Here is a 17,623-nt window from a genome sequence, read left to right as displayed (position 1 = left end):
TGGCCAGGCTTGGGCGTTGCCAACATTCTATGCAACTCCTTCGTCAGGGCTGCTAGCTGCTTTTCAATCCCTCCCATCCGCACCATGGGTAGGGTTTTGTGAGCGTAACGGGTTCGCGCTTTAGCCCTTCATCGCCAACTGACTGGCCTGTTGCACCTGGGTAGCGGACAAGTTGCCGTTCTTGGTGAGTTTGTCCAGGGACGCGGTCGCTGTCAGCAGGCTGGCGGTCAGGGTGGAAAGCGTTGCCTGGAGCGCGCCCATCCTGGTCTGCTTGGTCTCTGGAGTCATGCTCTGGTCGGCCATCAGCGCCTGCATTTCCGATTGCTTCTCTGCGATCTTCTGCTTCAGTTCCCGGATCATTTTCAGGACCTTCTGCACGGTGTCAGGCAGCCCGCTTTCTTCAATGTCCTTGTTGGCATTGGCTGCGCGTTCATCTGCGGATTTTTGCAGGCCGACACCCGACAGCGAGACCTTCACGCCCGCCACTGGCGCGCCGGTGGTGGGGGCGATCGCCGATGTCTGCGATTCATCTTCGGACTTCTTGGGCTCCAGTTTGATCAGCGATTGTTGGAGGCTGCTGGAGATTTGTGCGTTGATGTTGATCATGCTCACGCCTGAATGTGTAGGTGTTCGAGGCTATCGGCTCGCTAACGAGGGACTTTAGGCGCCAGCAGTGATTAAATTGTTAAAGAGTGTATTCATAACCAATGCCCGCCGGCCTACGAAGGCGCTCCCGCGCGGCGAAAGGCGACGACCGTTGAGCGCCTGTGGTTGGTGGCATATTGATATGCTGGTAAACTTCGTGCTCGTGATCTTCCGAGTTTTTCGTTGTGACCACCGAGCGTATTTCCCATTTAGAACAAGCCCTTATGGCCGTGATCGCTGCTGCGGGAAAGATGGGTCTCAGCAGTGACGAATTGTGCGCACAGGCGGTCGGCGGGCTGGTGTCCGAACGCTACTGGAGCTGGGCGAACGCCCATTACGCCCAAGGCGCGGCGGACGAAATCGACAACGCCTTGAACCTGCTAATGGGCAGGTCGACGACGCGCGTGACACCGTCGTCGATCGACATCCTGCCTGATGTGCTCGTCGCCACCGCCACGCCAACCGGCGGCTGATCGGTTCTGTTCAATGAAAAGGGGCGACCTGTGAAGGTCGCCCCTTTTCGTTAAAGGCCCAGGCCTTTTTCCACCACCGAAAGCATCGCCTCTTCGTCCATGGCAATGGGGTCAGGCTGCGACTGCGCGGCTTGATCCACGGTCTTTATGTGCCACACCGATTCGCCATGTTCACCCAGGCTGCGAAGCAGGCAGCTTTGCTGGCCGGTCATGTGAATGTCGATGCTCCCGGCGCCGCCTGGGGTGAAGCGGGCAACGGGATCGAAGGTCAGGCGCCGGGCATTGCCCTCGATGACCAGTTGATCGATCGCATAGTTGTATGTCGACCCGCTGAAATGACTTTCAAAGACGTGGGTAGGGTTACGCCGAATGTCGAGGCCGGCTTCGCAGACCGGGGCCAGCCAGGCTTCGATCTGGCGGTACAGCTCGTTGACCTGGGCGGGCCAGTGTTCGATTGCCAGGTCGGCGCAGTGGTCGTTGTCGGCCTGGGTCTGCTGGGCTTGCCTCAGTTTGGCGGCCAGTTCGTCTGCCTTGCTCATGTCGATTGTCCCTGTCGTGATGATGGGGTTGAGCTTAGCTTAAGGACACCGGCGTCCGTCTTGCGCTGCGTCATGAGCGCTGCTGGGCGGTTGTGTTGGCCGAGGCGGTAGCCGACGTTATCCTGGATAAAACTAACGCAACAGATGCACCGCCAACCCGGTCAGCCCGCACGCCAGCAACACCTGGATCACTCCGCGCCTGTAGCGGAACAGGGCCACGGCCGCGGCGCAGGCGATGATTGCCGAGGGCCAGTCCAAGGCACCGGAGAAGCCTTGGGGCCAGAGTACGTGGTAGCCGAAGAAGCAGGCCAGGTTGAGGATCACCCCGACCACGGCGGCGGTGATCGCGGTGAGCGGTGCGGTGAATGTCAGCGCGTTGTGGGTCGATTCCACCAGGGGGCCACCCGCCAGGATGAACAGGAACGACGGCAGGAAGGTGAACCAGGTCACCAGCGCGGCGGCCACGGCGCCGGCGAGGAAAGCCTGGTCGGGGCCGAACACTTGCGTCACGTAGCCGCCGACGAAACCGACGAATGCCACCACCATGATCAACGGGCCAGGAGTGGTTTCGCCCAGGGCCAGGCCGTCGATCATTTGGGTCGGCGTCAGCCAGCCGAAGTGTTCGACGGCGCCCTGGTACACGTAGGGCAAGACCGCGTAGGCGCCACCAAAGGTCAGCAGCGCGGCCTTGGTGAAGAACCAGGCCATTTGCGTCAGGGTGCCGTCCCAGCCGAACACAGCGGTAAGCAGCCCCATTGGCAAGATCCAGAGCAGGGCGCCGACGATCGCCAACCGAGCGAGCCTGAAGGCGCTGAACCGGGCATGGTCCGGGGGCGGGGTGTCGTCATCGATCAGCGCCGGGCCGAAGGATGAGTGCCTGGCATCCTGGCCGCCCAGGCTGAATTTTTCCGGCGCCCAGCGGCCGCCCAGGTAACCGACGGCAGCGGCACCCAGCACGATCAGCGGGAAGGGCACGTTGAAGGCGAATAGGGCGGTGAACGAGGCGGCGGCGATCGCCCACAGCCAGCTGTTCTTCAGCGCGCGGGCACCAATCCGGTGGGCGGCATGCACCACGATGGCCGTCACGGCTGGCTTGATCCCGTAGAAGAGGCCCGCCACCACCGGCACTTCGCCAAAGGCGATGTACAGCCACGACAAGGTGATGAGAATGAACAACGAGGGCAGCACGAACAGCGCTCCGGCGATGACGCCGCCCCAACTGCGATGCATCAGCCAGCCCAGGTAGGTCGCCAGTTGCTGGGCTTCTGGCCCGGGCAACAGCATGCAGTAGTTGAGCGCGTGCAGAAAGCGTCGCTCGGAGATCCAGCGCCGGTGCCCCACCAGTTCCTGGTGCATGATCGAGATCTGTCCGGCGGGGCCGCCGAAGCTGATGAAACCCAGTTTGAGCCAAAACCAGAAGGCTTCACGCAGGCCGACGGCAGAAGGGCGGGACAAGGCTTCGTCGACGGTTCGGGTCGGTGTGTTCATGGTCGGCGAGGGCACTTGGCAGTCGAGGACGAGTTGCGCCGGCAGGCGCGGGTTGACCTAGATAGCCGGGCTGATGTCGGGCAGTCAAGCAAGACCATGCGCTTTTTTTGCCCGTAACGTGTCGCGACCCACGGGCGGATTTTGGATCCATTACGCCACCTATCGGCTGGCAAATACAGGCAAATTGCTGCTCCACAAGCGGTAGGCTAAGCTCTTGCGCATTGGGGGCTTTGAGCGGTTTGCCCAGGGTTTTGCCCCCCTCAGGAATTCGCTTGCCTATCCCCATTATCGACCCGTTCCATCCCCCCGGCGGTGCCCTCAAACGCCTACCCTTGCTCAAGGCCGCAGTCATTTTCATTGCGGCGGTGTGCCTGTGCCTGTGTGGTCTGCTTTACCTGCAAGTGGAGCAGTCCCGCCGTCACGACCTGGAGACGGCGCGGATCGCCTCGGCCAACCTGACCCGGGCCATGGCCCAACAGGCCCAGGACACGTTCCTGCAGGCCGATGTGGTCCTCGACAGCCTGGCGGACTGGATCCAGGTCGATGGGTTCGGCCCGGCCTTGCAGTCGCGCCTGCAAAACAACTTCGCACGCCGGGTGCAATCGCTCGAGCAGTTGCATGGTCTGTTTCTGTTCGACAAGCACGGCCACTGGGTCGTGACCTCCTTTGACAATCTGCAAAGGGGGGCAGGGGTGGCAGACCGGGAGTACTTCCTTTTCCACCAACAGAATGCGTCCCTGATCGCCCACATCGGGCCGGCGATTCACAGCCGCCAGAACGGTGAATGGATCATTCCGATCTCCCGGCGCCTGAACGATGCGAACGGTGACTTCCAGGGCGTGCTGATGGCCGGCATCAAGATGTCCTACTTCGAGAAGTTCTTCAGAAGCTTCAGCCTGGACGATAAAGGCGAGATGGCCCTGGCCTTGTCCGACGGGACGCTGTTGGCCCGTCGCCCCTTCGATGAGGCGCGGATCGGCCGGCCACTGTCCGAGGAGAACTTGTTCAATCACGACCTGCCGGGCGCGATGTCGGGCGATTCGATCATCCGCTCTACCGTCGATGGCGTGGTCAGGCTTTACGGGCACGATCACTTGCGCAGCTACCCGCTGATGGTCACCGCCGCAATGTCTGAAGATGCGATCCTGGCCGGATGGCACGACAGGGCATTCCAGTCCAGCCTGATCGTGGCCCTGGTGGTCGTGGGGATCTGCCTGTTCGGCTGGGTCTTCGTGCGCCAGGTGCGCAACAGCGAGCGGATCGAGGCGGACTTGCGCAAGGCCCAGAAAACCCTGGAAATGATCGCCACCCACGACAGCTTGACCGGGCTGGCGAACCGTCGGCTGTTCGAGCGGGCGCTGGATGTCGAGTTCGGCCGCGGCGCCCGCCAGCGCAGCCCGCTGAGCCTGATCATGCTCGATATCGACTTCTTCAAGCGCTACAACGATACCTACGGGCACGTTGCCGGGGACCATTGCCTGGCGGAGGTGGCCAAGGTGCTCAAGGACTGCTGCCACCGCAAGGCCGACCTCGCGGTGCGCTATGGCGGCGAGGAGTTCGGGGTGCTGCTGCCCGACACCAACCTGCAAGGCGCCCTGGCGTTGGCCGAGCAGATCCGTTGCCGGGTGATCGACAAGCACATCACCCATTCCGGTTCCCCCACCGGCTACCTGACCGTGAGCCTGGGCTGCTACGCCTTCGTCCCCAGCAGCCTGGACAGCATCGAGGTGTTCATCCAGCGGGCCGATGCGGCGCTCTATCAAGCCAAACACAATGGGCGCAATCGCGTGGCGGCCTTGTCCATGGAAGGCGGCCTCGACGCGCTGGAGCGCTCGGACCGCTGAGATTGGTTGGAATCATCGAGGCCTGGCCAGGGTCCATTGTTCAGACACGGCGCTTCTTGACATCGAAGCCGGTGTCGACAGGACAGGAGCAGGCCAATGGATTTTGCAGCCACGACTACGCGTTCGAACACCCCTCGTCACACCCCGATCACCCGTCGCCTGGTGGCGGCCGTCGGTGGGCTGTTTGTACTGGGGGTGCTGGTGGCCGTCGTCGCGCTGTTCAACATTGCACGGCAACTCGACGCGCAAGATGTGCGCAAGAACTTTTTCTACACCGAACGCGCGGTGGAAAACCGAATCACGGCGTCGAAGAACTACATCACCAGCTACACCTACTGGACCACGGCCTACGAGCACCTCAACGGCGAGGTCGACGTGCAATGGGCCTATGCCGACCAGAACATGGGCAAGACCCTGTTCACCAATGACGGCTATGAAGGCGTGTTCGTCATCGACCGTGAGCGCACCAAGTACGCCGTGGTACGTGGGCAGCACCAGCAGACTGACGCGCGCGCCCACATGGACATGCCGTTGGAGCCGCTGGTGGATCAGTTACAGGCGCAGGCCGACCTGACCGCCCCGGCGGTCCGCTACACCCTGTTCGAGGGCTGGCCGGCCATCGTCACGGCCTCGGTGATCCTGCCCAATGACGAGCGCCCTCGGGTCGCGCCCCAAGGTACATCGGTGCTGGTGTTCGTCGACCAACTGACCCATGTCAAGCTGCGCGCGCTGGGCCAGAACTACGGGCTGACCGACCTGCACCTGGTCAAGGATTCCGAGTTGGCGCCCGGCCAGCCCGCCGTGCCGCTGGACAGCACCGGTTACAGCCTGGTCTCGCGCCTGGAGCGTCCGGGCCAGCATCTGCTGTGGTCGCTGTTGCCGCCGTTGGGCGGTGCGCTGCTGATCCTGGCGCTGCTGACGGCTTATTTCTTCCGCTATGCCCTGCGCACGGCGCGCCAGGTGGATGCCAGCTACGACAGCCTGGAGCGCTCGACGCAGGCCCTGGAAGCCAGCGAGGAACGCTTTCGCGCCGTGGCGGAAGCGGCCTCCGACTGGATCTGGGAAATCGACGGCGAAGGGCATATCACCTACTTGTCCGGACGCTTCGGCACCGTTACCGGGTTCTCCGATCGACAATGGCTGGGGCAGGACATCGAACAACTGCTGTACTGCGACACGACGCCGATCGCCCTCTGGTTGGGCACGCTCACCCAGGAGCAGAGCGCCAGCAACCTGCGTTGCTCCTACCGCGATCATTCCGGGCAATTGCGCTTCTGCCGGGTGTCGGCGCGGCCGATTATCGACAAGGCCGCGGTGGTGGGCTACCGCGGCACCGCCAGTGATATCACCGACGAGGTGGCGGCCCACGCCCAGGTCCAGCATCTGTCGTTGCACGATGCGCTGACGGGCCTGCCGAACCGCAACAAGCTGGCACGCTACCTGGACGACGCGCTGCTGGCCAAGGAGCATGCCCCACCCTTGACGTTGCTCATGGTGGACCTGGACAACTTCAAGCCGATCAACGACTCCCTCGGTCACCCGGCCGGTGACGCGGTATTGCTGGAAGTGGCCCAGCGCCTGCGCGACTGTACCCGCGAGCAGGACCTGGTGGCGCGGCTGGGCGGCGATGAGTTCGTGGTGGTGCTCAGTGGCATGGAGCACACCACCGAGATCGACCGATTCTGCGAGCGCTTGATCGGGAGCCTGCAGCAACCGATTCATTACGAAACCCATTCGCTGCACATCGGTGCCAGCATCGGCATCGCCGTGAGTCGTCGCCAGGGCCACGTGCCCGGTGAGCTGATCCGTTGCGCCGACATTGCCTTGTATCAGGCCAAGTCCGAAGGCAAGCGAACCTGGTGCTATTTCGCCTCGCAGATGAACGACCAGATCCAGCACCGTCGGCAACTGGAAAGCGACCTGCGCCAAGCCGTGCGCCAACACGAATTCGTCTTGCATTTCTAGCCGCGCTACACCGTCGATGGGCGTGACATCGTCGCCGTCGAGGCGCTGGTACGCTGGCAGCACCCGACCCAGGGGCTACTGGGCCCCGATGCGTTCATTCCGCTGGCCGAACAGACTGACCTGATTGTGCCGCTGTCCCACTGGGTATTGCGCGAAGCCTGTGAGACCGCGCTGAGCTGGCCCGGCGAACTGATGGTGTCGGTCAACCTGTCGCCAGCGCAGTTCGAGCGCAGCGACGTGGTGGAAGACGTGCGCCTGGTGTTGATCGAGACGCGGTTCCCGGCCAGCCGCCTGGAACTGGAAATCACCGAGAACGTGATGCTCAACGACGTGGACGGCGCGCTGCACACCATGAACGCCCTGAAGGAACTGGGTGTGCGCTTGAACATGGACGATTTCGGCACCGGTTATTCGTCCCTCGGCTACCTGCGCACGTACCCGTTCGACGGCATCAAGATCGATAAACGCTTCATCGCCTCCATGAGCAACAGCAGCAATGACCGGGCGGTGGTGCAGGCGATCATCAACCTCGGCAAGGCCATGGGCCTGACGGTGACGGCCGAAGGCGTCGAGACCCTGGCCCAACTGGGCTCGTTGGGCTCGGACCAGTGCCATGAAGTGCAGGGTTACTTCCTCAGCCGCCCGATCGACAAACAGGCCTTCGCGCACCTGCTGCAAGACCGTCAGGCGTTGTCGAAAACCGGTTCCTGAGGACGCGTTGCAACCACCGGGCGCTGTCGCCGGTCACAGCCAGTGTCCCGGTCTTTCGAGTGTTGGCCCATGAAAAACCTGCGTATCGCGACCTTCAATATCAATGGCATCCGGGCGCGGCTGCCGAACCTGTTGCAATGGCTGGAGCGAGAGAAGCCGGATGTCGTCTGCCTGCAGGAACTCAAGGCGCTCGACAAGGACTTTCCGGCGGCGGAGATCGAGTCGGTGGGCTATGGATCGATCTGGCACGGTCAGGCGTCGTGGAACGGCGTGGCGATTCTCGCCCGTGATGCGCAGCCGCTGGAGAGCCGTCGCGGCCTGCCCGGTGGCGAAGGCGACAGCCACAGCCGCTACCTGGAGGCCGCGGTGCACGGCGTGCTGGTGGGGTGTCTCTACCTGCCCAACGGCAACCCGCAGCCAGGGCCGAAGTTCGAGTACAAGCTGGCCTGGTTCGAGCGGCTGATCGAGTACGCCCAAGGGCTTCAGGCCAGCGATCACCCGGTGGTGCTGGCCGGCGACTACAATGTGGTGCCCACCGACCTGGACATCTACAACCCGCGCTCTTGGCTCAAGGACGCGTTGCTGCAACCGCAGAGCCGCGAGTGCTACCAGCGTCTGCTGGACCAGGGGTGGACCGATTCGTTGCGCCACCTATACCCGGACGAGCGGATCTACACCTTCTGGGATTATTTCCGCCAGCACTGGCAGAAAAACTCCGGACTGCGCATCGATCACTTGCTGCTCAACCCGGTGGCCAGTCCTTACCTGAGCGAGGCGGGCGTGGATGCCTGGGTCCGGAACGAGGAACACCCCAGCGACCATGCGCCCACCTGGATCCGCCTGGCTTCGCGCAAGCGGCGCTGAGCAGCGAAGCGTTGTCACCCGACGGGTAATGGCTTATACCTGGCGCCATCCGCAGCGCGCTGTCTGGTAGCGCTGCGCCAGACCGGTAAAGGACACCGTCATGAGTCGTGCACAACTGAGCGATACGGCCCGCTATCTGCGGCGCCTGGGTTTCGACACGCCGCCCGCCCCAACGCTCGAGACGCTAGGGCAACTTCAAAGACGCCACACCGCCCAATTCCCTTTCGAAACGATCTCGACATTGCTGCGCCAGCCGGTGGCCATCGACCTCGAATCGGTTGAGCGAAAGGTCTTCGAGCAAGGCCGTGGTGGCTATTGCTACGAGCTCAACCAACTGTTCCTGGCCTTGTTACAGGCATTGGGCTTTGAAGCCCGGAGCATCACCGGACGGGTGGTGATGAACGCTCCGGAGGGTGCCTGGCCTGCGCGCACCCATCGTCTGAGCCTGGTGACGTTCGACGGTGTGCGCTACATCACCGACGTCGGCTTTGGCGGCATGGTGCCCACCGCGCCGCTGCTGCTGGACAGCCGGGACAGCCAATTCACCCCCCATGAACCGTACCGCATCGACGTGCACGAGGACGGCTACCTGTTGCGTGCCAAGGTCGGTGACGAATGGCGACCGATGTACCTGTTCGACCTGCAACGCCAGGAAGACATCGACTACACCGTCGGCAACTGGTACGTGTGCAGTCACCCGGACTCGCCGTTCATGGGGCGCCTGATGGTGGCCCGCACCGGTGACGGTTTGCGCAAGACCCTGAACGGCAATAGCTATGCCGTGCACCGGATAGGGCAGGAGAGCGAGCGACGCGTGATCGCCGATGCCGATGAATTGATGGCGCTGCTGGAAACCGAGTTCGACCTGCGACTGCCGCCCCGGGACCTCTTGCGTCCGGCTGTGATGGGGTTGCTCTGAGCAGGGCAGTGGGGAGCGCCTGATCCTGGCGCTGACTCTCTGTCCATGATGCGACTGGTAAGTTGTATACAACTCTATGGACATTTGTCCTAAGTTTTGAATACAGTGTGCGCATAACAAAAAACAGGGAACCCCCGAACCATGAAAACGCCCCATGTTTCACTTCCACGGCCCGAGGACGAGAACCTTGGTGTCGGCGCGAATATGGCCTACGGCCTGCAACATGTGTTGACCATGTACGGTGGCATCGTCGCCGTGCCGTTGATCATCGGCCAGGCGGCCGGGCTGTCGCCGGCGGACATCGGCCTGCTGATTGCCGCGTCGTTGTTCGCGGGGGGCTTGGCGACGCTGTTGCAGACCCTCGGCCTGCCGTTCTTCGGTTGCCAGTTGCCGCTGGTGCAAGGCGTGTCGTTCTCGGGGGTCGCGACCATGGTGGCGATTGTCGGCAGCGGCGGTGAGGGCGGCTTTCAAGCCATTCTCGGCGCGGTGATCGCCGCCTCGCTGATCGGTTTACTGATTACGCCGGTGTTTTCGCGCATCACCCGGTTCTTTCCGCCGCTGGTCACCGGCATCGTGATCACCACCATCGGCCTGACCCTGATGCCGGTGGCGGCGCGTTGGGCGATGGGGGGCAACAGCCACGCCGCCGATTTCGGCAGCCTGGCCAACATCGGCCTGGCGGCGGTGACCCTGGTGCTGGTGTTGCTGCTGAGCAAAATGGGCAGCGCCACCATCTCGCGCCTGTCGATTCTGTTGGCGATGGTCATCGGCACCGTGATTGCGGTGTTCCTCGGCATGGCGGACTTTTCCGCGGTCAGCCAGGGCCCGATGTTCGGCTTCCCGACTCCGTTCCACTTTGGCATGCCGACCTTCCACATCGCTGCGATCCTGTCGATGTGCATCGTGATCATGGTAACCCTGGTGGAAACCTCCGCCGACATCCTGGCGGTGGGTGAGATCATCGACACCAAGGTCGACTCCCGACGCCTGGGCAACGGCTTGCGGGCAGACATGCTATCGAGCATGATCGCGCCGATTTTCGGCTCTTTCACCCAGAGCGCCTTCGCCCAGAACGTCGGGCTGGTGGCGGTGACCGGGATCAAGAGCCGCTTCGTCGTCGCGACCGGCGGGGTGTTCCTGGTGGTGCTTGGCCTGCTGCCGTTCATGGGGCGGGTCATCGCAGCGGTGCCGACCTCGGTCCTCGGCGGTGCCGGTATCGTGCTGTTCGGCACCGTGGCGGCCAGTGGCATTCGTACGCTGTCGAAAGTCGACTATCGCAACAACGTCAACCTGATCATCGTTGCCACCTCCATTGGCTTCGGCATGATTCCCATCGCGGCCCCGAACTTCTACGATCATTTCCCGAGCTGGTTCGCGACCATCTTCCATTCGGGCATCAGTTCCTCGGCCATCATGGCGATCGTGCTGAACCTGGCGTTCAACCACTTCACCACGGGCAACTCCGACCAGCAGTCGGTCTTCGCCGCGGGTACCGAGCGGGTGTTGCGTTACCAGGACCTGGCGGCGCTGCGCGAAGGTGATTACTTCAGCGATGGCAAGCTGCACGACTGCGATGGCAACGAAATCCCGGTGGTGGCCGAACCGTCCCACCCAGTCGAACAGGCTCCGGTGCGCCAGAAAAGCAGCGAGCACGTCTGACCCATAAACGGCACTGACCTGTGGGAGCGAGCTTGCTCGCGAAGGCTGCTTGTCTGGTGATGAAGATGTGACAGGCTCACTGCATTCGCGAGCAAGCTCGCTCCCACATCACGCTGCTTTTTTGCGCCATAACTGAAAAACCAGCCTGTGACGCGCGGTCACAGGCTGGTTTTTTTGTCACAAAAATTGGGTTACCAGCGGCCGTAATGACCGCGAGGTGGGCCGTAGTAATAGCCACGTGGTGGCCCGTAATACACCGGCGCTGGGCGATAGTAGATGGGTTGCTCTACATACACCGGCTGGGGTTGGTAGTAGACGGGGGGTGGCTGCTGCACATAGACCGGCTGCGGTTGGACATAGACCGGTTGCTGCACATACACCGGCCGGTCACGGTTGATGATGGCCGAGCCAACGATGGCCGAACCGACGATTGCGCCGAACACTGCGGGCCCCTCCCAACCACCACGACCATGTGCGCTAGCCTGGCCGGTGACCGCGAGTGCCCCCACGAGCAGGGCGATGATGGGAAGTTTACGTTTCATGGCTGTTCCTCGTTCCGGCCCCGTCGCCTGTGGTCTGTAGCAGACCCGATGAGGGTCGCGGGGTTACTGGCTATGACAGCAATTTTCTCAGGATTCACAACGCCGTTGGGTAAATATTGTGTAAGGTCGGCCGGGGCAGTGATCCCGTCTGTCTGAAAGTGAATGCAAGGAGAACCGCATGCAGATCAATCCCAACAAAGACACCCAGTTGTGCATGTCCCTGTCGGGGCGGCCCGGCAACTTCGGCTTGCGCTTCCACAACCATCTCTATGAGCAACTGGGCCTGAACTTCTATTACAAGGCGTTCAGCAGCCAGGACTTGCCTGGTGCGGTGGGCGGGATTCGCGCGCTGGGTATTCGCGGCTGTGGAGTGTCGATGCCGTTCAAGGAAGCCTGCATCGCGCTGGTCGATGAGCTGGACCCTTCTGCGGCGGCGATTCAGTCCATCAACACCATCGTCAACACCAATGGCCATTTGAAGGCCTATAACACCGATTACATCGCCGTTGAGCAATTGCTTCAGACCCACGCCGTACCCAAGGATTCGACCTTCGCCCTGCGCGGCAGCGGCGGCATGGCCAAGGCTGTGGCCAGTGCCTTGCGCGACGGCGGCTACAAGAAGGGGTTGATCGTGGCCCGTAATGAAACCGCCGGCAGGGCGCTGGCCGAATCCCTGGGCTACGAATGGCAGGCCGAACTGGGTGGCCTGCGGCCGCAGATGCTGGTCAACGTCACGCCGATCGGCATGACCGGCGGCCCGGAGGCCGACCAGTTGGCGTTCGACCCCGAGGCCATCGCCGCCGCCGAGACCGTGTTCGATGTGGTGGCAATCCCCTCGGAAACGCCGCTGATCGTGCGCGCCCGGGCCGAAGGCAAGCGGGTCATCACCGGGCTGGAAGTGATTGCGCTCCAGGCCCTGGAGCAATTCGTGCTGTATACCGGGGTGCGGCCCAACCTTGAGCAGTTTGAAAAAGCCGTGGCCTTCGCCCGGTCCTGATCACTCCAGCCTTGCCAGGCGCTCTTCCAGTGCCGCGATCCGCGCCTCGAGCTCTTCGATGCGTTCCAGCGACACCCCGCCCGCCGCATGACGCTCGGCGGGCTGGTGGCGGGCGGCGAGAATCGCTTCGATGTCCGCCGGGTCGCCCATGGCGTGTACGTAGCGGTCTTCGCGCTGGCCGGCCTGACGTGGCACCAGCAGCGCCAGGCCACGGGCAATCAGGCGCTCCAGTTGATGCACCACTTGTTCGGTGTCTTCGAAGTCGTGCATGCGAGCGCTGCGGGTCAGCAGCTCGTTGACCGTTTGCGGGCCGCGCAGAAACAGCAGGCCCATCAGGATCACCTGGGCCGGGACCAGCTCCAGGGCCTTGTCGATCCGGTGCTCCCAGCGGTCGGCGCGGCTGCCCATGACCAGCCTGGTGAAACCGCGGCCTTCCAGCGCCCGCAGGCTCTGGCCGACCTGGCCCGGGTTGAGGTTCATCACCGGTTCACGGCTGGTCTTCTGGTTGCAGGCCAGGACCAGGGCATTGAGGGTCAGCGGGTAGGTCTCGGGGTTGGTCGCCTGTTTCTCGACCAGCGCGCCGAGGATGCGGATTTCCGTGCTGGTGAGCCGTGGTTCTTCGGCCTGGTTTTGTTCTTCGATGCTCATCGCGCGTTCCCTATGCTGTGGAAGCCGCCTAGCCTAATCCTTGCGCAATAAAAGACAAGCGATGCAACAAGCCGTGGCTATAATCGCCTCCGTTTGATTCGCTCCATTCCAGCCACCTGCAAGAGATCGCCATGACCATTTCCCTGTACGCCGCTTCCATCCCGGTTTTCAAGCAGATGCTCAACGCCTTGAGCGACGTCCTGAACAAGGCTGAAGCCCACGCCACCGCAAAGAACATCGACCCTCAAGCCTTCCTGCAGGCGCGCCTGTACCCGGACATGTTTCCCCTGGTGCGCCAGGTTCAGATCGCAGTGGACTTCGCCAAGGGCGTTTCCGCGCGCCTGGCCGAGATCGAAGTGCCGAAGTATGACGACAGCGAAACCACCTTCGCCGAGCTGCAAGCCCTGATCGCCAAGGTCCTGGCCTTCGTCGACGGCATCAGCCCCGCGCAGATCGATGGCAAGGAAGGCATCGAGATTGTCACTCGCCCAGGCACCCCGAAGGAAAAGCGCTTCAGCGGCCAGAACTACTTGCTGACCTACGGCCTGCCGCAGTTCTTCTTCCACGTCACCACCGCCTACGCCTTGCTGCGCCATAACGGTGTGGAAGTGGGCAAGCGCGACTACATGGGCGCGTTCTAAACTCGCGGCCATGAAAAAGCCCGGAACGGTGTGAACCGTTCCGGGCTTTTTTGTGCTGGCTTGTTACGTCGGGGAGGCCCCATCCCTACCTAAGCGCGCGCGAGCTTCTCTTCCTCACCCAGGCAAGCCGCTGCGGTGAACAGCACATCGGTGGACGAATTCAACGCCGTCTCGGCCGAATCCTGCAGCACGCCGATGATGAACCCCACCGCAACCACTTGCATGGCGATTTCGCTGGGAATGCCGAACAGGCTGCACGCCAGGGGAATCAGCAGCAGCGAACCGCCCGCCACGCCGGAAGCACCGCAGGCGCAAATGGCCGCGACGACGCTCAACAGCACGGCGGTCGGCACATCCACCGCAATGCCCAGGGTGTGTACGGCGGCGAGGGTCAGTACGGTGATGGTGATGGCAGCACCGGCCATGTTGATGGTCGCACCCAGCGGGATCGACACCGAATAGGTGTCCTCGTGCAGGCCCAGGCGCTTGCTCAACTCCAGGTTCACCGGGATGTTCGCCGCCGAACTGCGGGTAAAGAACGCCGTGATGCCGCTCTCGCGCAGGCAGGTGAACACCAGCGGGAACGGATTGCGACGCAGCTTCCAGAAGACGATGAGCGGGTTCACCACCAGGGCCACGAACAGCATGCAGCCGATCAGCACGGTCAGCAGGTGCAGGTAGCCGAGCAGGGCGCCAAAGCCGGACGTGGCCAGGGTCGAAGCCACCAGGCCGAAAATCCCCAGCGGGGCGAAGCGAATCACCAGGCGCACGATCACTGTTACGCCGTTGGACAGGTCGTCGAGCACGGTGCGCGTGGTTTCGCCGGCATGACGAATGGCGATGCCCATGCCGATGGCCCAGGCGAGGATGCCGATGAAGTTACCGTCCATCAGTGCCCGGACCGGGTTGTCCACCACGCTGAGCGCCAGGCTTTGCAATACTTCGGCGATGCCGCCGGGAGCGGTGACGGCAACATCCTGGCTCGACAGCACCAGGCTGGACGGAAACAGCGTGCTGGCCACCACGGCAACCACGGCCGCGGCGAACGTGCCCAGCAGGTAGAGGAACAGGATCGGCCGGATGTGGGTTTCCTGGCCATGCTTGTGGTTGGCGATCGACGCCATGACCAGCACGAACACCAGGATCGGCGCCACGGCCTTGAGCGCGGAGACGAAGACCTTGCCAATGAAGGCGGTGGATTTCGCCAGCTCGGGCGCCAGCCATGCCAGGACGATACCGGCGATCAGGCCGATGATGATTTGCGTCACCAGGCTGGTGCGCGTGAGGCGTTGGAAAACGGACGGGGACGAAGCAGTCATAGCGGCATCTCTGGTTTTATTGTGTGCGACGGTCGACGCGTCAGGGCAACAAGCGGGCAGGCCACATGAGCGGACCGGGGGAAAGACGGCGTTTGCAGGCCGCGGACTTTATCACAGCCCGCCGAAAAGTCTGACGGACCTGTGACGATCCGTCACTGCGCGGTTCAACTGCGTTTTTCTCTCGGACGCATTCTGTTAGGCTGTGCCCCTCTCACTTTCTATCTCCGCCAGCGAGCCCTTGGGCTACCGCTGGTGTCGTCGTTTTGCTGGAGTTTGCATGTTGTTACCGATTTTCCTGTTGTCGGCCGCCGGGTTCACCGTGCTGACCACGGAGTTCGTCATCGTTGGCCTGTTGCCATCCATTGCCCGTGATCTGGAGGTGAGCATCCCCCAGGCCGGGCTGCTGGTGACGTTGTTCGCGTTTACCGTGGCGGCGTTCGGGCCGTTCCTGACCGCCTGGTTCGCTCGCTTCGAGCGGCGCAAGCTGTTTATCAGCGTGCTGGTCATGTTCGGCCTGGCCAACCTGCTGGCGACGTTTGCTCCCAACATCTGGGTGATGGCCATTGCCCGGTTGCTGCCGGCCCTGGGCCTGCCAGTGTTCTGGGCGCTGGCCAGTGAAACGGCGGTGGACATCGTCGGGCCGGAGCACGCCGGGCGTGCCATCGCCCGGATCGGTTTCGGCATCGTCTGCGCCACGGTATTCGGCATTCCGGTGGGTACGCTGATTTCCGATGCATTCGGCTGGCGCAGCGCCTTCGCGATCCTGTCGGTGATTGCCTTCGCCAAGGCCTTGCTGCTGTTCATCTATCTGCCGAAAACCAACCTGCACCAGCATCAGGTGAGCTTTCGCTCGCAATTCAAGATCCTGCGCAGCCCATTGATGCAAGGGCATGTGCTGCTGTCGATCCTGGTCTTCAGCGGCATGTTCACCGCCTACACCTACCTGGCGGACATCCTCGAACGCCTCGCCGGCTTCGATGGCACGCTGGTGGGCTGGTGCCTGATGGGCTTCGGCGCGGTGGGCCTGGTGGGCAACTCCCTGGGCGGGCGGGCGGTAGACCGGCACCCGTTGATCGCCTCGATGGTGTTCTGCCTGTTCATGATCGGCGGCATGGTGGCGCTGGTGCCGAGCATCCACTCGACCCTCGGCCTGGCGGCGGCGATGGGCATCTGGGGCGTGACCCAGGCGGCGCTGTTCTTGGTCAGCCATGTCCGGTTGATGAAGGCCGCGCCGCAAGCCCCGGCCTTTGCAGCATCGTTGAACATCGCCGGGGCCAACCTGGGGATTGGCCTGGGGGCAATGGTCGGTGGCCGGGTCATTGATACCCTCGGCCTGGGCAAGGTGGGTTTTGCCGCGGCCGGGTTTATCCTGGTCTCGATTCTGCTGGCCATGCTGCTGATGACCTTCAAGCCCCGCGCCGTGTGCTCCAACGGCTAGGCGCTGAACAGTTCGCGCCGCGCGCCTTCTGCGATCGCGACGATGCCCGGGTGGCTGACTTTGCGCTCCACCGAAATGGCGTAGAAGGATTCGCTGACCGCATCGGTCTGGCCGATCACCTCGACGCCGTACTGGCGCTTGACCTCTTCGGCGATCACGCTCGGGCCGATGAAAATCCCGCTGCCTGATTGACCGAAGGCCTGCATCAGGGCGCTGTCGTCGAACTCGCCGACGATGCGCGGCTGGATCTGTTGTTCGGCGAACCAACGTTGCAGGCGGCTGCGCACCACGGTTTCCGGCCCGGGAATCAGCAGCGGGGCGTCATGCAGGCCGTGGGGGAAATCCTGCCCGTAGCGTTCGGTCAGCGCGGCGGTGGCGAAGAAACTGATGCCGCACTCGCCCAGCTTCTGGCTGTAGCCCTTGATGTCCAGGTGGGTTGGCATCGGGCTGTCGGAAATCACCAGGTCCAAGCGCTGGATCGCCAGGTCCGCCAGCAAGCGTTCGAGCTTGTCCTCGCGGCAGGTGATACGCAGCGCTTCGGCAAGCTCCATGGTCGGTGCCAGCAGACGATAGACGATGGACTTGGGCACCACGTCCGCCACGCCCACCCGAAACAGCGTCTGCTGTTCGTTGGGCTGGGCCCGCAGCATCAACTCCAATTCCCCGCCAATCTGGAACATGTGTTCGGCATAGGGGAGCGTCTGGCGGCCGGCTTCGGTCAGTTCCAACTGCCGCCCGACACGACGAAACAACTTGAGGTTATAGGTCTGTTCGAACAGGGCGATCTGGCCGCTGATGGTTTGCGGTGTCAGGTTCAACTGTTCACAGGCGCGTACGATGCTGCCGGTTTTTGCCACGACCCAGAAGTAATGCAATTGTCGGTAATTGAGCATGGGGTCACATAGTTCGTAAAAAACGAAGTATAACCGCT

The 17,623-nt window shown here is 62.8% G+C and carries 15 protein-coding genes and 1 pseudogene; 9 read left to right on the top strand and 7 right to left on the bottom strand.

The features are described from left to right. Positions 1-120: 120 nt before the first annotated feature. Entirely contained in the window at positions 121-606 is a 486-nt protein-coding gene (locus V3H56_RS17890; protein ID WP_237614113.1) for a hypothetical protein, read from the bottom strand. Positions 607-869: 263 nt separating this feature from the next. On the opposite strand from V3H56_RS17890, the gene V3H56_RS17885 reads away from it, so the two are divergent. Next, on the top strand, positions 870-1,118 hold the full coding sequence (locus V3H56_RS17885) for a hypothetical protein (RefSeq protein ID WP_212802828.1): 249 nt from the start codon (positions 870-872) through the stop codon (positions 1,116-1,118). A gap of 50 nt (positions 1,119-1,168) precedes the next feature. Here the strand turns inward: V3H56_RS17885 and V3H56_RS17880 are convergent, their stop codons facing one another. Together V3H56_RS17880 and chrA are read right to left on the bottom strand one after the other, a co-directional pair. After that, a complete protein-coding gene (locus V3H56_RS17880) occupies positions 1,169-1,657 on the bottom strand; it encodes a hypothetical protein (RefSeq protein ID WP_338473707.1) in 489 nt (162 codons plus the stop codon). A 132-nt stretch (positions 1,658-1,789) separates the two neighbouring features. Beyond that, the gene (chrA, locus tag V3H56_RS17875; RefSeq protein ID WP_338473706.1) at positions 1,790-3,145 is read right to left on the bottom strand and encodes a chromate efflux transporter; all 1,356 of its coding nucleotides are present in this window, start codon (positions 3,143-3,145) and stop codon (positions 1,790-1,792) included. Between the two features lie 272 nt (positions 3,146-3,417). On the opposite strand from chrA, the gene V3H56_RS17870 reads away from it, so the two are divergent. The 5 genes and pseudogenes from V3H56_RS17870 (at position 3,418) to V3H56_RS17850 (ending at position 11,107) form a co-directional block, all read left to right on the top strand. Beyond that, positions 3,418-4,989 (top strand): diguanylate cyclase, encoded by a 1,572-nt coding sequence (locus V3H56_RS17870; protein ID WP_338473705.1) that lies wholly within the window; start codon positions 3,418-3,420, stop codon positions 4,987-4,989. Between the two features lie 96 nt (positions 4,990-5,085). Then, positions 5,086-7,665, top strand: a pseudogene (locus tag V3H56_RS17865) (EAL domain-containing protein). 69 nt (positions 7,666-7,734) lie between these two features. Next, positions 7,735-8,529, top strand: coding sequence for an exodeoxyribonuclease III (gene xth / locus V3H56_RS17860; RefSeq protein ID WP_042727855.1), 795 nt, complete (start codon positions 7,735-7,737; stop codon positions 8,527-8,529). Between the two features lie 100 nt (positions 8,530-8,629). After that, complete coding sequence (locus V3H56_RS17855) at positions 8,630-9,448, top strand: arylamine N-acetyltransferase (protein ID WP_042727854.1); 819 nt, start codon at positions 8,630-8,632, stop codon at positions 9,446-9,448. Positions 9,449-9,589: 141 nt separating this feature from the next. Beyond that, complete coding sequence (locus V3H56_RS17850) at positions 9,590-11,107, top strand: nucleobase:cation symporter-2 family protein (protein ID WP_053149672.1); 1,518 nt, start codon at positions 9,590-9,592, stop codon at positions 11,105-11,107. A gap of 191 nt (positions 11,108-11,298) precedes the next feature. Here V3H56_RS17850 and V3H56_RS17845 read toward each other — a convergent pair whose 3' ends face one another. Continuing rightward, a complete protein-coding gene (locus V3H56_RS17845; RefSeq protein WP_042727852.1) occupies positions 11,299-11,649 on the bottom strand; it encodes a hypothetical protein in 351 nt (116 codons plus the stop codon). Between the two features lie 178 nt (positions 11,650-11,827). Here V3H56_RS17845 and V3H56_RS17840 point away from each other — a divergent pair, with 178 nt between their 5' ends. Beyond that, entirely contained in the window at positions 11,828-12,646 is an 819-nt protein-coding gene (locus V3H56_RS17840; RefSeq protein ID WP_123579783.1) for a shikimate 5-dehydrogenase, read from the top strand. Here V3H56_RS17840 and V3H56_RS17835 read toward each other — a convergent pair whose 3' ends face one another. Further along, positions 12,647-13,294, bottom strand: a complete 648-nt coding sequence (locus V3H56_RS17835; RefSeq protein WP_338473704.1) for a DUF480 domain-containing protein — start codon at positions 13,292-13,294, stop codon at positions 12,647-12,649. A gap of 131 nt (positions 13,295-13,425) precedes the next feature. Between V3H56_RS17835 and V3H56_RS17830 the strand changes: the two genes are divergently transcribed. Beyond that, positions 13,426-13,935 carry a DUF1993 domain-containing protein gene (locus tag V3H56_RS17830; RefSeq protein WP_042727849.1) on the top strand — a complete coding sequence of 170 codons (510 nt, stop codon included), beginning with the start codon at positions 13,426-13,428 and terminating at the stop codon, positions 13,933-13,935. A gap of 89 nt (positions 13,936-14,024) precedes the next feature. Here the strand turns inward: V3H56_RS17830 and sstT are convergent, their stop codons facing one another. Further along, positions 14,025-15,254, bottom strand: a complete 1,230-nt coding sequence (sstT, locus tag V3H56_RS17825) for a serine/threonine transporter SstT (protein WP_042727848.1) — start codon at positions 15,252-15,254, stop codon at positions 14,025-14,027. Positions 15,255-15,531: 277 nt separating this feature from the next. Between sstT and V3H56_RS17820 the strand changes: the two genes are divergently transcribed. After that, entirely contained in the window at positions 15,532-16,692 is a 1,161-nt protein-coding gene (locus V3H56_RS17820) for an MFS transporter (protein WP_047739197.1), read from the top strand. Here the strand turns inward: V3H56_RS17820 and nhaR are convergent. Continuing rightward, positions 16,689-17,585 carry a transcriptional activator NhaR gene (nhaR, locus tag V3H56_RS17815; RefSeq protein ID WP_042727846.1) on the bottom strand — a complete coding sequence of 299 codons (897 nt, stop codon included), beginning with the start codon at positions 17,583-17,585 and terminating at the stop codon, positions 16,689-16,691. The two genes, V3H56_RS17820 and nhaR, sit on opposite strands and share 4 nt — an antisense overlap. Positions 17,586-17,623 lie beyond the last annotated feature (38 nt).

This window comes from Pseudomonas sp. MS646, from assembly GCF_036693845.1.
Taxonomy (GTDB): domain Bacteria; phylum Pseudomonadota; class Gammaproteobacteria; order Pseudomonadales; family Pseudomonadaceae; genus Aquipseudomonas; species Aquipseudomonas chlororaphis_E.
Note: the sequence above shows the minus strand (reverse complement) of the source record. Positions and strands in the feature narration are given on the sequence as shown.